The sequence below is a fragment of the Bradyrhizobium sp. AZCC 1588 genome (assembly GCF_036924735.1).
GTDB lineage: Bacteria > Pseudomonadota > Alphaproteobacteria > Rhizobiales > Xanthobacteraceae > Bradyrhizobium.
The window spans coordinates 3,345,186-3,359,002 of record NZ_JAZHSC010000001.1; the positions used below are offsets into that span (position 1 = coordinate 3,345,186).

Consider the following 13,817-nt stretch of genomic DNA (forward strand, 5'->3'; position numbering starts at 1 on the left):
AATCCTTCAAGAAAATCCGAGGAGTACGCCATGAACCCGCCCGTTGCCGCACGCGCTTCAAAAACCACCACACCCTCGCTGCATGACCGCCTGAAAGATTCCTCGCTGCTGCGCGACCGCTGCTACATCGACGGCGCCTGGGTCGGCACGCCGTCGCGCCCGGTCACCAATCCGGTCAACGGTGTCGAACTCGCAAAAGTCCCGGCGTTCAGCACGGCCGAAGCGACGCAAGCCGTCGAAGCCGCCGAGCGCGCATTCCCCGCCTGGGCCAAGCTCACCGCCAAACAGCGCTCCAACATTTTGCGAAAGTGGTTCGAGCTGATCGCGGCGAACCGCGAGGATCTCGCGCTGATCCTCACGTCGGAACAAGGCAAGCCGCTGGCGGAAGCGCTCGGCGAAGTCGATATCGGCGGCGCCTATGTCGAATTCTTCGCCGAAGAAGCCCGCCGCGTCTATGGCGAAACCATTCCGACCCAGCGGCCGGATGCACGTCTGCTCGCCATCAAGCAGCCGATCGGCGTCTGCGGCGCGATCACGCCGTGGAATTTCCCGTGTTCGATGATCACGCGGAAAGTCTCGCCGGCGCTCGCCGCCGGCTGCACCGTGGTGCTCAAGCCCGCCAATGAAACCCCGCTGACCGCGCTGGCGTTGGTCGCGCTCGCCGAAAAGGCCGGCGTGCCGAAGGGCGTGTTCAACATCCTCACCGGCAATTCGTCAGCGATCGGCAAGGTGCTGTGCGAGCATCCCGCGGTACGCTTCGTCGGCTTCACCGGCTCCACCGAGGTCGGCAAGATCCTCTACCAGCAGGCCGCCGTCGGCGTGAAGAAGCTCGGCCTCGAGCTCGGCGGCAACGCGCCGTTCGTGGTGTTCGATGATGCCGATATCGATGCCGCGGTCGAGGGCGCGATGATCTCGAAATACCGCAACATGGGCCAGACCTGCGTCTGCGCCAACCGCCTCTACGCCCAGGACAAGATCTACGACGCGTTCGTCGAGAAGCTTTCCAAGAAGGTCGCGGCGATGAAGATCGGCGACGGCACGGAGCAAGGCGTGGTGCAGGGTCCCCTGATCAACATGGACGCGGTGCTCAAGGTCGAGAAGCACATCGAGAATGCGGTGAAGGGCGGCGCGAAGATCATCACCGGCGGCAAGCGCCATGCGCTCGGCGGCAGCTTCTTCGAGCCGACGGTGCTTTCGAATGTGAAGCCGGACGCGCTGGTCGCGCATGAAGAAACTTTTGGGCCGCTGGCGCCGGTATTCCGCTTCAAGGATGAAGCCGACGTGATCGCGATGTGCAACGCCTCGCCGTTCGGCCTCGCCTCCTACTTCTATTCCCGCGATCTCGGCCGCGTCTGGCGCGTCGCCGAAGCGCTGGAGTCAGGCATGGTCGGCGTCAACACCGGGCTCATTACCACCGAAGTCGCGCCCTTCGGCGGCGTCAAGGAGTCCGGCTTGGGGCGCGAAGGCTCGCATCACGGCATGGAGGAATATGTCGAGATCAAATACGTGATGATGGCCGGGGTGTAGCCAAACTCTCTCGTCGTCCCCGCGCATGCGGGGACCCATAACCACCGACTTCAGTTTCGAAAGAAGCTGAAGCCACAGCGACCTTAACAACGGACATTTGTGGTTATGGGTCCCTGCGTTCGCACTAGGGTTTCTACACGTCTGGCGCGACAGATTGACTCGGTGCGTCATGATGTTATCCCGCTTTGCGGTTTGTATGATTCTGTTTCTGACGCTTTGATTCGAAGGAGCGTCGGAGATGCAGCGAGAGCCGGATTTATCACTTGGCGAGTTTGGCGACGTTCGCCTCGATAAAAGGGGGCGGCGTTTGTTCAGGCTATGCTTTGCACGCGCAGCGTCTGCTTGCGCCAGATGGCGCAGGGTGACTGGGCCGCGTACATGGCGTACTGGCGGTTCGTGAACAATCCGCAAGTCACGACCGATCAACTGATTGAAGGCTGGAGCAGGCAGACGGCGACCGTGGTCAGCGGGCGTCATGTGCTGGCGATCCAGGACACCAGCGAGGTCAAGTTTCAAACGCGGCAGGGACGTCGGCGTAGACTGGGCAAAGTCGGCAAAGGCAATGCCCGCGGCGTGTTGCTGCATGCCATGATGGCGGTCGATGCCGACAGCGGGGCCTGCCTCGGCCTCACCGGCGGCAAGGTGTGGACGCGCAGGGGCACGGTTAAGACCCCTCACGACGAGCGTGAGTTGGCCAACAAGGAATCGGCGCGCTGGGTGACGACGGCCGAGCAGGGCTGCGAGGTTTTGGCTGCAGCGCGCATGATCACTGTCATCAATGACCGTGAGGGGGAGTTCTTTGCGCACTGGGCGTTGACGCCCGGCGACAACGTCCACCTGCTGACGCGGGCCATGCATGATCATGCGCTGGCCGACGGCAGAACACTTTATCAAGCGGTGGAGCGAGCCCGCTTCTGCAACAAGGCGGTGATCGATCTGCCGCAGCGGATGGATCGTCGCGGTCGCCAAGCCCACCTCTCGCTGCGCTTCGGAACCATCGTGCTCAAGCGGCCGGCGCGCCCCGGCGTGAAGGACCTGCCGGAGCGTGTCGAAGTCAGCTTCGTGGAAGTCGTCGAGTTGCACCCCCCGAAGGGGGCTGAGCCCGTTCATTGGCTGCTCTTGACCACTCATTCGATCGCCAATGCGGCCGATGCCTGGCGGATCGTCTCCTGGTACAAGCAGCGCTGGATCATCGAACAGTTGTTTCGCTCGCTGAAGAACCAGGGTCTGCGTATCGAGGACAGTCAGCTCGAAAGCGCCGAAGCCCTGATCAAGCTCGTGGCGATCGCCACTAAAGCAGCATGTATCGTCATTCAGCTCGTTCAGGCCCGCAATGGTGGTGGACAATTGCCGGTCAAATGCGCCTTCACGCCAGAAGAAATCGAAACACTTGCCGCCATCAACAGAACCATGAAAGGCAGGACCGAGCTTCAGAAGAACCCGCATCACCCCTACACTCTTCAGTGGGCGGCATGGATCATCGCCAAGCTCGGCGGATGGACCGGCTACGCCTCGCATCGGCCACCCGGACCAATCACCTTCCACAACGGAATGGCTCGCTTCCAAATCATCGTCGCTGGCAGAGCCCTCGAAAATGCGTAGAAACCCTAGTGCGTTCGCAGGGACGACAGCTAGTCGCTCGCGTTACTCGCAAACGCGCCATGACGTCCCACGCCGGAAGCAAACCGCGTCGCGCCCGACAGCGTTTCGCCTGACGCGATCACCGCGAGCCCGCCGCGCATTTCGTTGGCGATCGCTTCCTCCTCCGCAAGATCCCATTGCCGCAGCGCCGACAGCCGATCGGCGCGCAGGCATTTTTGCGGGAAGCGCGCGATCTCCTGTGCCAGCGCAATCGCCTGTGCGGCTGCCTCGCCGCGGCCAACGACGCGATTGGCCAGCCCCATGCGCAGCGCCTCCTGCGCGCCGACCGGCCGGCCGGTGAGGATCAAGTCGATCGCCTGCGAGTGCCCGATCAGCCGCGGTAGCCGAATGGTGCCGAGATCGATCAATGGCACGCCGAACCGGCGGCAGAAGATGCCGAAGGTCGCGTCTTCCGCTACCACGCGCATGTCGGCCCATAGCGCCAGCTCCATGCCGCCGGCCACCGCAAAGCCTTCGACCGCGGCAATCACCGGCTTCGACAGCCGCAACCGGCTCGGCCCCATCGGCGCGATCGAATCGTGGCCGCCGAGTTCCCGCCTCTTGTTCGGATCGCCCGCCGCCACCGCCTTCAGATCGGCGCCGGCGCAGAAATAGCCGCCGGTGCCGGTGAACACCGCAACCGACGCGCTCTCGTCGACATCGAAAGCAAGAAACGCGTCGTAGAGTTTCCGCGCGGTCGCGCCGTCGACGGCGTTGCGGCAATGCGGACGGTTGATGGAAACGATGGTCACCGGACCATCACGCTCGACGAGCACGGAATCGACTTCGGTCATTGAGGCACTCCCTGGATATTATTTCCTGGAAGCTTGGCATTGGAGGTGAGGGTGATGCAATGACGGTAAGGCCGCCATCTTCCACAATGGTCATCGCCCGGCTTGACCGGGCGACGACAGCATGAGAATGGGCGAGGTCGCGGTTGACGGTCTAAACCTCCAACTCATCCCCCGTCACGCGCCGGTATGCTTCGAGATAGCGCTTGCTCGTCGCCTCCACCACGCTGTCGGGCAGCGGAGGTGGCGGGGCGTCGCCGTTCCAGCGGCCGGCATGGCGCTCGGCGTCGAGATAGTCACGCAGCGGCTGCTTGTCGAAAGAGGGCTGCGGCCGGCCGGGCTTGTAGACGTCGGCGGCCCAGAACCGCGAACTGTCCGGCGTCATCACCTCGTCGATCAGGATGACGCGGCCGTCCGCCGCGCGGCCGAATTCGAACTTGGTGTCGGCGATGATGATGCCCTGGTGGCGGGCGATCCGTTCGCCGAAATTATAGACCGTGCGTGCCATGCTCTCGAGCTTCTCGGCAACGTCGCTGCCCACGATCTCGCGCATGCGCGCGATGGTGATGTTCTCGTCATGGCCGGTCTCGGCCTTGGTCGCCGGGCTGAAGATCGGCGGCTCGAGCTTGCCGCTTTCGAGCAGGCCTTCCGCCAGTTCCTCGCCCGCAAGCGTGCCGGAGGTCGCGTACTCCTTCCAGGCGGAGCCGGAGATATAGCCGCGGATCACGCATTCGACCGGAAACACGGTGGTGCGCCGGCACAGCATCGCGCGCCCGAGGATGTCGGCGCGATGGTCCTTCAGGCCAGGCACCTTGCGGATGATTTCGTCGGCGTCGGCGCTGATCATGTGATGCGGCACCACGCCTTCGAGCTGGCGGAACCACCACGCGCTGATCTGCGTCAGCACCGCGCCCTTCATCGGGATGGTTTCCGCCATCACCACGTCAAACGCGCTGATGCGGTCGGTGGTCAGCAGCAGCACGCAGTCGCTGCCGACGGCATAGATATCGCGCACCTTGCCGCGGCCGATCCGGGGCAGGGGCAAGTCGCTGGCGAGCATCGCGTTCATCTGGTCAGGCTTTCGAACAGGCGGCCTCGTGCAAGCGCGAGGCGGCAAATGAGAAAGCGGAGCAATAGCTCACTCCGGCAGCGGAATGAACTCATGTTCTTGCGGAACGGCGGCAAACCGGCCGGTTTTCCAATCCTGCTTGGCCTGCTCGATCCGCTCCTTGCTGGAGGAAACGAAATTCCACCAGATATGCCGCGGGCCTTCCAGCGCGTCGCCGCCAAGAAACATCATCCGCACCGGCGTGACCGCCTTCACCGTGATGCGGTCGCCGGGTCGGAAGATCAGGAGGCGCGGCCCCTCGTAGCGCTCGTTCGCGATCTCGACTTCGCCGTCGACGAGGTAGATCGCACGCTCCTCATGGTCAGGGTCGAGCGGGACGCTGGTGCCGGCCTGCGCCGTCACTTCGGTATAGAACCAGGGCGAGACCATGCTGACCGGCGATTTCACGCCAAAGCCGTGGCCTGCGATAATGCGCGCGGTGAACCCGCTCTCCCTCACGGTCGGCAGCGCTTCGGCCGCGTAATGCTGGAATGATGGCGCGATCTCTTCGGAGCCCGCCGGCAGCGCGATCCAGCTTTGCAGGCCGAGCATCTTCTGGCCATCGCGGCGCGGGACGTCGGGCGTGCGCTCCGAATGCGCGATGCCGCGGCCTGCCGTCATCAGGTTCATCGCGCCGGGCTGGATCTCCTGGATGTTGCCCTCGCTGTCGCGGTGCATGATCGAGCCGTCGAACAGATAGGTGACGGTGGCGAGCCCGATATGCGGATGTGGCCGCACGTCCATGCCTTTGCCGGCCATGAACTGCACGGGACCGAAATGATCGAAGAAGATGAACGGTCCGACCATCTGCCGCTTGCCATGCGGCAGCGCGCGCCGCACCGCAAACCCGTCGCCGAGATCGCGGGTGCGCGGCACGATGATGAGGTCGAGCGCGTCGCAGCTTTTGGGATCGCCGAGCACGGGATCGTTGGACGGTTGCCAGCTCATGGGGACTCCTTCAGGTTTACGGCGATTATAGCAGGAATTGCGGGATTGCGTTCAAATGCCTCAGCATGTCGTCTCTGCGAACGCAGGGACCCATACCCCGTGTCCTATCGTTTGGCAGCAATGGCAGATATCGTCTCCAACAATCGACAGCGGTGGTTATGGGTCCCTGCGTTCGCAGGGACGACGTAGAGGATAATGAACCGATGATCCCTCCGCTCAAGCCCGGCGCAAAATTGCTGAAGGTCGATGGTCCCATCATCGAGACCACCCGCCTGATCCTGCGGCCATGGCGCAGCGGTGACATTGCCGCGAATACGGCGATGCTGTCCGATCCCGATATCCGGCAAGATCAATGAGCGCTGGGTGACGTCGCGCGCTCGCTGGAAGGGGTAGACCCAGTCGAAATTGAACCACAAAACGATTCCCGCTAGATTGACCGCGCGGGGATGACCCGCTCGAACGGATCATCCGATGCTGCTATCCACCTTCGACATCGCCCTGCGCGGCGCCATCGTGGCGCTGCTCCTGGTGCTGGCGGCATCGCTGTTTCGCGGATTTGGAACGGTGCTTGCCGGACGGCTCGCTGTGGCCTTTGCAGTGGGGTCGGCGGCGCATGCGGTGACCTCTTCGATCGGTGTGACATCGAAGGTAGCTCCGGCGCTCGCGCCTGTGATCGCGCTGTCGACCGGCAATGCCGTGGTGTTCTGGCTGTTTACGCGCGCGCTGTTTGAGGAGGCGTTCAAACTGCGCTGGTGGCACGCGCTGGTCTGGGCGGCGGTCGCGGCTTTCAGCTTCGTCAACTGCATGTGGCTGGCGCCCGCATCCGGCGTGCAGTTTTCCATCATCGCGGTCAACATTCTCGCGCTCGGCTTTATCGTGCTAGCCGTCGCGCAGACCATCGCGTCCTGGCCAGCCGATCTGGTCGAGGGCCGCCGCCGCGTCCGCGTCGTCATCGTCAGCGCGGCGGTACTGTATGGCGGGCTGAATGCGGTGCTGCAGATATCACTGTCCGGTAGCGGCTCCATGGAGATTGCCAATACGTTGAATTCGGCGATGCTCGCCGCCGTGGTCGCGGCCATCGCGATTGCGATGATGCGTGTCGAAGGCGCCGATCTGTTTCCGGCCGCAGCGGTCGTCGAGCCGGATCCAATCGAGACGGCAGCCGTCGTCGAAGCCAGCACCGCCGATCAAAAACTCATCGATGCACTGATGCGGCTGATGGCCGACGAGCGCATCTATCGGCACGACAACGTCACCATCGGCACGCTGGCGACCAAACTCGCCATTCCCGAATACCGGCTGCGGCGGCTGATCAACCAGCGGCTCGGCTACCGCAATTTCAATGTCTTTCTCAATGAGCACCGGATCGCCGAAGCCAAGGCGGCGCTCGCCGATCCGAGCCAGGCCGAGGTGCCCGTGATTACGATCGCGATGGACGCCGGCTTCCAGTCGCTCGGCCCGTTCAACCGCGCCTTCAAGGCCATCACCGGCGTTACGCCGACCGAATATCGCCGGCTCAAGGCGACCATGGTCTAGCCCGCATCATATTGTTACTGCTGTGTAATTGCAGAATCGGCGAGGCGATTGAGCATTCGGCCAGCGCGCATTCCAAATCCGGCGAGCGGCCGGTGGCGGGCCTCATCAACGTCCCCGGCACGCGCTGATGCGTCATGCCGGAGGCTCCGTGACCAGACGAAATCTCATCCTCATCCTCACCGCCGCCACGGCGATCAGTCCGCTCGCGCTCTCACTTGCCCGTGCCCGCGACGTGCCGAAGGTCGCGACCGGCTTCGTCGCCAGCGTGCTCTGCACCGAGACCTTCGTCTCCGGCCTCGACCCGGCGCGGGTATTCGCCGAGACCACGTCCGCGATGCCGGGCGCCGGCCTGATCGCCTGGGCGCTCGACTATCGCCTCGACCGCGCGCGCAAGGACGTCACCGTGACGCTGTTCGGCATGGGCGGGAGCCACGCCGTCTACCGCGGCGAAGGTCTGGGCTGTTATCTCGATCATGATGGTGCCGTGGCCGAGATTGTGTTGCCGCCGTCGGAGACCGAACCGGCGCTGCTGCCCGACATCGCTGGCCGTGCCATTGTCGAACCGCAGACGCCGCAACTTGCTCTCGCACTCGACCGCGCCTTCGCCGAGCCGGACAAGTCGGCGCCGCGCAACACCCGCGCTATGGTGATCCTGAAGGATGGCCGTATCATTGCCGAACGCTATGCCCAAGGCATCGGCATCGACACGCCGCTGCTTGGCTTCTCCGCCACCAAGTCGGTCATATCGGCGCTCGCCGGCATCCTCATGCGCAAGCGCGAGCTGAAGCTGCATGAGCCGGTGCCGATCGCCGCGTGGCAAAAGCCTGGTGATCCAAGGCGCGCCATCACGCTCGATCATCTGCTGCGGCACACCGCGGGGCTAAAGCTCGGCAGTTCGCTGCAGGCCTCGCTGGCGTCCGCGCTCGAGCCGGTCAATCGCATGAAGTTCATGGAGCCTGACATGGCGGCCTACGCCGTGAGCAGGCCGCTGGAGTCAGCGCCGGGCGCGGCATGGAACTACCATGACGGCAACACCATCATCCTCGCGCATCTGATCCGCCAGGCCACCGGCGGCAGCGCGGCCCATATGATTGACTTCGCGCGGCAGGAGTTGTTCGCGCCGCTCGGCATGCGCAAAGTGACGCTTGAATTCGACGCCTCGGGCAATGCGGAAGGATCGAGCCAGTTGCTGGCGAGTGCGCGCGACTGGGCGCGCTTCGGCCAGCTCTATCTCGATGACGGCATGGCCGGTGGAAAACGCATCCTCCCCGAAGGCTGGGTGAAATATACGGCGACGCCGACGCCGAACGCCTGGGTCGGCCAGGGCGCGGGCTTCTGGACCAATCTCGGCGACAGTTTTGGCGCAACCTACCGCACCGAGCGCGGCTGGCAGCGCGATGCGTTCTACGCCAAGGGCACGCTCGGGCAATATGTGATCGTGGTGCCCTCCGAACGGCTGGTGATCGTCCGGCTCGGGCGCTCGCCGAATTGGCCGCCTGAAGCCGACGGCGTGTTCGATCTCGTGCGAGATGTGGTCGCGGCAATTGGTGGCAAGGGGAAGGTGGCGAGAGGGGATTGAGGCGCTTACCCTCCCCTGGAGGGGGGGTCGGCACGAATCGAGCGAAGCGAGATTCGTGACGGGGTGGGGTGCTCTCTCCGCTCGGGCACTGTTGGACGTGGAGAGACCGTCACCCCACCCCGCCGCGCGTTTCACGCGCGTCGACCCACGAGCGAGCTTTGCTCGTCTCGGACCCCTCCAGGGGAGGGTAACACCGCCGACGCTGAAGCTAGCTCCGCTACTGCCGTCCCAACTGCGTGGCCTTCTCGACGCGGTCGAACCGCTCCAGCGACAGGATCGCGTCGGCGAGCTGGTCGGCGCGGCCGTTCAGCACGGGGCGCGCGAGCGTGAGGAATTTCTGCTGCATCGCCTGCGCGTCCGGAAACGTATCCGGCTCGCCGGAGGGATCGGCATAGAGCCGCTCATGCATGCCATCGTCGGTGGTGATCGAGACGCGCGCGCCGAAGGGATGGGTGCGGCCGATCTCGAGGCGATCGTCCTGCACCACGTCGAATTTATCCGCGAGCGCATTGACGGCGGCATCGCCGAGCCGCTCGTAATCATCCCAGCCGAAACGGCCCTGGTCGAGCGCCAGCGCGCCGGTGAAGAACATCGAGAATTGCCCACCGACGATCGAGGTCGGATGCCGCTTGGTGGCGGCATCGCCGGTCAGCGTGATGCCGTTGCGGTGCAGGCCAATCTCGACCCGCTTGATCTGATTCGGCGTCAGATTGTGCTCCCTGCGCATCGCGATCAGCGCATCCAGCGCGGCATGGGTATAGCGGCAGCTCGGATAAGGCTTCACGCCGATCCGCAGCGTTTCATAGGTCGTGCCGAGGCCGGCTGTCGCCTTGTCGGGATGAGCGTCGTCGCTGTAGCCGACGAGCAGGCCATGCTTGCCCTCGACCGACTCGGTCGAGCCGACAAAATTGTTGCGTGCCAGGGTCGCGGCAATCACACCGTTCATCGCGGCGGCGCCGACCTGATAGCGCTTGTTCCAGGCGCCGTTGACGAGGAACTGCAGCGAGCCAGCGGCCTGGCTGCCGGAAACGCCGAAGGCTGAGATGATCTGGTCCTTCGAGAGGCCGAACAGCTTCCCCGCCGCGGCTGCCGCGCCATAGGTTCCCGCTGTCGCGGTCGGATGAAAGCCGCGCGCATAATGCGAGGTCGGATCGAGCGCGTTGCCGAGTCGGCAGCACACTTCATAGCCGGCCACGATCGCAGTCAGCACGTCGCGCCCGGATGCGCCGACCATTTCGCCAACCGCAAACGCCGCCGGCACCACGGGTGCGCTCGGGTGCAGCGAGGAGTCGGCATGCGTGTCGTCGAAATCGAGGGAATGGCCGAGCGCGCCGTTAAGCAGCGCGGCGATCGCGGGCGTCCACGTCTTCGCATCGCCGAACACGGTGGCCTCGCCCTTGCCGTCCAGCGCCAGCGCTTCCAGCATCTTCAGCAGCGAGGGCGTGGATTCCGCATCGCGCCGCGCCCGGATCGCACTCCCGAGGAAATCCAGTGTCAGCACCTTGGCGCGCTCCAGCACCTCGGGCGGAATATCTCCAAATTTGAGGTCGGCGACATAGGCTGCGAGCGTTGCGGTTTCGTGGGCCATCGTGTTTCCTCGTTCTGCCTGATAAGGGTAGGCGGGCCGACTTGACCTTTCAAGCCGCCTCCCGTCGCGGGCACCAGCCGTGCTTGACGTCGTCTAGCACAGGCGCGGTGTGCAGATTCCGGAGCGCGGCGCATGATGGCCTTCGCAAAACGCATGCTTGGTGCGCTCCCGGCGCGGAAGACGCAATTGGCGCTCGCGGTCAGGCTCGCCGTCGCTGCGGCTTGCTCGCCAGCAGCCGGAAGCGCAACAGCAGAAGCACGCAGTAAACCGCGGTCCCGACCGAGAGCCCGCTCCACACGCCGACAGCGCCCAGCGACGTCCAGAAGCCGAGCCAGCAGGCACATGCGAAACCGATCAGCCAGTAGCTGAGGATCGCGAACAATAGCGGCACGCGCGTGTCGTTCATGCCGCGCAGCGAGCCGGCGGCAATCGTCTGGATGGCGTCGGCGATGAAGAAGGTCGATCCGACCAGCAGCAGCGTTGCCGAGAGTTCGGCCGTCGCGTCGGTGCTCTCGCCGAGAAAAATCTCCGCAATGCCAAAGCGGCTGATCACCACCGCGAGCGTCAGAATCGCCGCCAGTACGATGCCGAGCCAGGTCGCGACGTAGCCGGCCCGCCGCACCGCGCCGGCGTCGCCGCGACCGACGGCATGACCGACCCGCACGGTGGCGGCCATGCCGATGCCGAACGGCACCATGAACAGGATGGCCGCGACCTGCAGCGCGATCTGATGCGCCGCCAGCGCGGTGGTGCTGATGATGCCCATCAGCAGACCCGCAGCGCCGAACAAGCCGTATTCGAGCAAGAAGGAGAGGGAGATCGGCGCACCGATCACAACGAGCTGCCGCATCAGCTTCCAGTCGACGCGCCAGAAATGGTCGAGTATCTGAAATTTTCGGAACGGGCGGCGCCGTGCGGCAAACCACAGGCCCGCCAGGAACGTGCCGAGATTGACGATAGAGGTCGCCAATCCCGCGCCGAACAGGCCAAGCTGCGGCAGGCCGAAGGCACCATACAGCAAGAGATAGACCAGTAGTGCATTGGCCGGGATCGCGGCGAGCGTGATCCACAGGATCGGCTCGGGCCTGTTGACCGCGCTCATGAAGCCGCGAATCGCCATGAACCACAGCGCGGGCAAGACGCTCCAGGCCAGGCCGAGCAGATATTCTTGCGCAAGGCGCGCAGCCGTCGGAGCCTGCCCCAGCATCAACAGGATCGGCTCGCCGTAGAACGACAGCGCCATCATCGGCAGCGACATCAGGAATGCAGCCCACATGCCAACGCGGAGCGACCGCCGGATCAAATGCGGATTGCGTGCGCCAAATGCCTGCGCCGCCAAGGGTGCTACGGCAGACACCAGTCCCATGCCGAAGGTGAAGCTGACAAAGAAGACGGTATGCGCCAGCGCGGCCGCAGCCATGGCCTCGCTGCCGAGCCGGCCGATCAGGGCAATGTCGGTCGTCATCATCGCGATCTGCCCGAGCTGGGTCAGCGCGATCGGCACCGCGAGTTTTAGCGTCTCGGCAAGCTCAATCGCGAGGTGACGGCCGGGCACGGCCGCAGAGGCGGGCGGCGCAATCGCTGCGCGTTCAATTTTATCGAGCGAGGTCATTGCAACAGACTAACACCGGCGAGGGTCGAAAAAGTGACGCCGGCGTCCGCAGCCTAGAGCGTTTTCCAGCGAAAGCGTGCCCCGGACTTGATCCGGGGTGGACACCGGTTCGCGTCAAGAAAACGCGTCAAAACAAGAATCTAGAGCCCGGTTCTGATTCAATCAGAACCGAAAAGGCTCTAGTGGCTGTCGCGTGCCGGAACTCGGGTGATTCGCGCGCCCAGCGTATTGAGCCGCTCCTCGATGCGCTCATAGCCGCGCTCGATCTGGTCGGCGTTGTTGATCGTTGAGGTGCCTTCGGCCGCGACCGCCGCCAGCAGCATCGCCATGCCGGCGCGGATGTCGGGGGAGGTCATCGGCGCGCCGCGCAGCCGGCTCGGGCCGGCCACGATCGCGCGATGCGGGTCGCACAGTACGATGCGGGCGCCCATCGAGATCAGCTTGTCGACGAAGAACATCCGCGACTCGAACATTTTTTCGAACATCAGGATCACGCCGTCGCATTGCGTCGCGGTCACGATCGCAATTGACATCAGGTCGGCCGGGAAGGCCGGCCACGGCTGGTCTTCCAGCTTCGGCACATGGCCGCCGAAATCGTCATGGATCTTCATGGTCTGCCCTGAGGGCACCACGAGATCGTCGCCCTCGACGCCGCAGACGATGCCGAGCCGTTCAAAGCCCATCCGGATGGAGCGCAGATGCTCGACGCCGGCCTTGGCGATGCGCAGCGGCGAGCGCGTCACCGCGGCAAGTCCGATCAGCGAGCCGACTTCGATATGGTCGGGCTGGATCGAATAGCTTGCGCCGCCAAGCGTCGCCGGGCCGTGCACGATGATGGTGTTGGTGCCGATGCCCTCGATCTTGGCGCCGAGCGCCACGAGGAAATGCGCGAGGTCCTGCACATGCGGCTCGGAGGCCGCGTTGCGCAAGTATGTGGTGCCGTGAGCGGCGACGGCTGCGACAAGTGCGTTTTCGGTTGCGGTGACGCTCGGCTCGTCGAGAAAGACGTCGGCACCCTCGAGGCGGGAGGCGCGGAATTCCAGGCGGTGTGTGGCGGTGACGGTGGCGCCTAACTGCTCGAAGGCGAGAAAATGCGTATCGAGACGACGGCGTCCGATGACGTCGCCGCCGGGCGGCGGCAGCGCCACCTCGCCGCAGCGGGCCAATAGTGGCCCGGCCAGCAGGATCGAGGCGCGGATCCGCGCGCAAAGTTCAGGATCGAGATCGGCGGCGCGGACCTCCTTGGCGTGGATCGCAAGTCGGTTGCGCGCCTGCCATTCGGCTGAAGCGCCGACCGAGCGGATCAATTCGACCAGCGTTTCGGTGTCGCGGATGCGCGGCACGTTTTCCAGCGTGACCGGATGCTCGGTGAGCAGGGCGGCGGCGATAATCGGCAGCGCAGAATTCTTGTTGCCGGATGGCTCGATTGTTCCCGCCAGCCGGTGGCCGCCTTCAACGATGTACTGAATGGGCGGCATGGACGCGTC

11 protein-coding genes are annotated in these 13,817 nt (G+C 64.5%); 5 read left to right on the forward strand and 6 right to left on the reverse strand.

Annotated features, from left to right (window positions below):
* Nucleotides 1–30: 30 nt before the first annotated feature.
* Together V1277_RS15635 and V1277_RS15640 are read left to right on the forward strand one after the other, a co-directional pair.
* Nucleotides 31–1,527, forward strand: a complete 1,497-nt coding sequence (locus V1277_RS15635; protein WP_334417094.1) for an NAD-dependent succinate-semialdehyde dehydrogenase — start codon at nucleotides 31–33, stop codon at nucleotides 1,525–1,527.
* Between the two features lie 318 nt (nucleotides 1,528–1,845).
* Nucleotides 1,846–3,129, forward strand: coding sequence for an IS4 family transposase (locus V1277_RS15640; protein WP_334414870.1), 1,284 nt, complete (start codon nucleotides 1,846–1,848; stop codon nucleotides 3,127–3,129).
* A 29-nt stretch (nucleotides 3,130–3,158) separates the two neighbouring features.
* Here the strand turns inward: V1277_RS15640 and V1277_RS15645 are convergent, their stop codons facing one another.
* The 3 genes from V1277_RS15645 to V1277_RS15655 all read right to left on the reverse strand — a co-directional run bounded on the left by V1277_RS15645 (nucleotide 3,159) and on the right by V1277_RS15655 (nucleotide 6,015).
* Entirely contained in the window at nucleotides 3,159–3,962 is an 804-nt protein-coding gene (locus V1277_RS15645) for a crotonase/enoyl-CoA hydratase family protein (RefSeq protein ID WP_334417095.1), read from the reverse strand.
* A gap of 151 nt (nucleotides 3,963–4,113) precedes the next feature.
* Nucleotides 4,114–5,028: a phosphoribosylaminoimidazolesuccinocarboxamide synthase gene (locus V1277_RS15650; RefSeq protein ID WP_334417096.1), complete on the reverse strand. Its 915-nt coding sequence runs from the start codon at nucleotides 5,026–5,028 to the stop codon at nucleotides 4,114–4,116.
* Nucleotides 5,029–5,097: 69 nt separating this feature from the next.
* A complete protein-coding gene (locus V1277_RS15655; protein ID WP_334417097.1) occupies nucleotides 5,098–6,015 on the reverse strand; it encodes a pirin family protein in 918 nt (305 codons plus the stop codon).
* A 203-nt stretch (nucleotides 6,016–6,218) separates the two neighbouring features.
* On the opposite strand from V1277_RS15655, the gene V1277_RS15660 reads away from it, so the two are divergent.
* The 3 genes from V1277_RS15660 to V1277_RS15670 all read left to right on the forward strand — a co-directional run bounded on the left by V1277_RS15660 (nucleotide 6,219) and on the right by V1277_RS15670 (nucleotide 9,130).
* Nucleotides 6,219–6,371: a hypothetical protein gene (locus tag V1277_RS15660; protein ID WP_334417098.1), complete on the forward strand. Its 153-nt coding sequence runs from the start codon at nucleotides 6,219–6,221 to the stop codon at nucleotides 6,369–6,371.
* 115 nt (nucleotides 6,372–6,486) lie between these two features.
* Nucleotides 6,487–7,551, forward strand: coding sequence for a helix-turn-helix domain-containing protein (locus tag V1277_RS15665; protein WP_334417099.1), 1,065 nt, complete (start codon nucleotides 6,487–6,489; stop codon nucleotides 7,549–7,551).
* Nucleotides 7,552–7,699: 148 nt separating this feature from the next.
* Entirely contained in the window at nucleotides 7,700–9,130 is a 1,431-nt protein-coding gene (locus V1277_RS15670) for a serine hydrolase domain-containing protein (protein ID WP_334417100.1), read from the forward strand.
* A gap of 217 nt (nucleotides 9,131–9,347) precedes the next feature.
* Here V1277_RS15670 and V1277_RS15675 read toward each other — a convergent pair whose 3' ends face one another.
* From V1277_RS15675 to murA, 3 genes are all read right to left on the reverse strand, one after another.
* Nucleotides 9,348–10,718, reverse strand: a complete 1,371-nt coding sequence (locus V1277_RS15675; RefSeq protein ID WP_334417101.1) for an MmgE/PrpD family protein — start codon at nucleotides 10,716–10,718, stop codon at nucleotides 9,348–9,350.
* A 199-nt stretch (nucleotides 10,719–10,917) separates the two neighbouring features.
* On the reverse strand, nucleotides 10,918–12,330 hold the full coding sequence (locus V1277_RS15680) for an MATE family efflux transporter (protein WP_334417102.1): 1,413 nt from the start codon (nucleotides 12,328–12,330) through the stop codon (nucleotides 10,918–10,920).
* Between the two features lie 179 nt (nucleotides 12,331–12,509).
* Nucleotides 12,510–13,808, reverse strand: coding sequence for a UDP-N-acetylglucosamine 1-carboxyvinyltransferase (gene murA / locus V1277_RS15685; protein WP_334417103.1), 1,299 nt, complete (start codon nucleotides 13,806–13,808; stop codon nucleotides 12,510–12,512).
* Nucleotides 13,809–13,817: the final 9 nt, after the last annotated feature.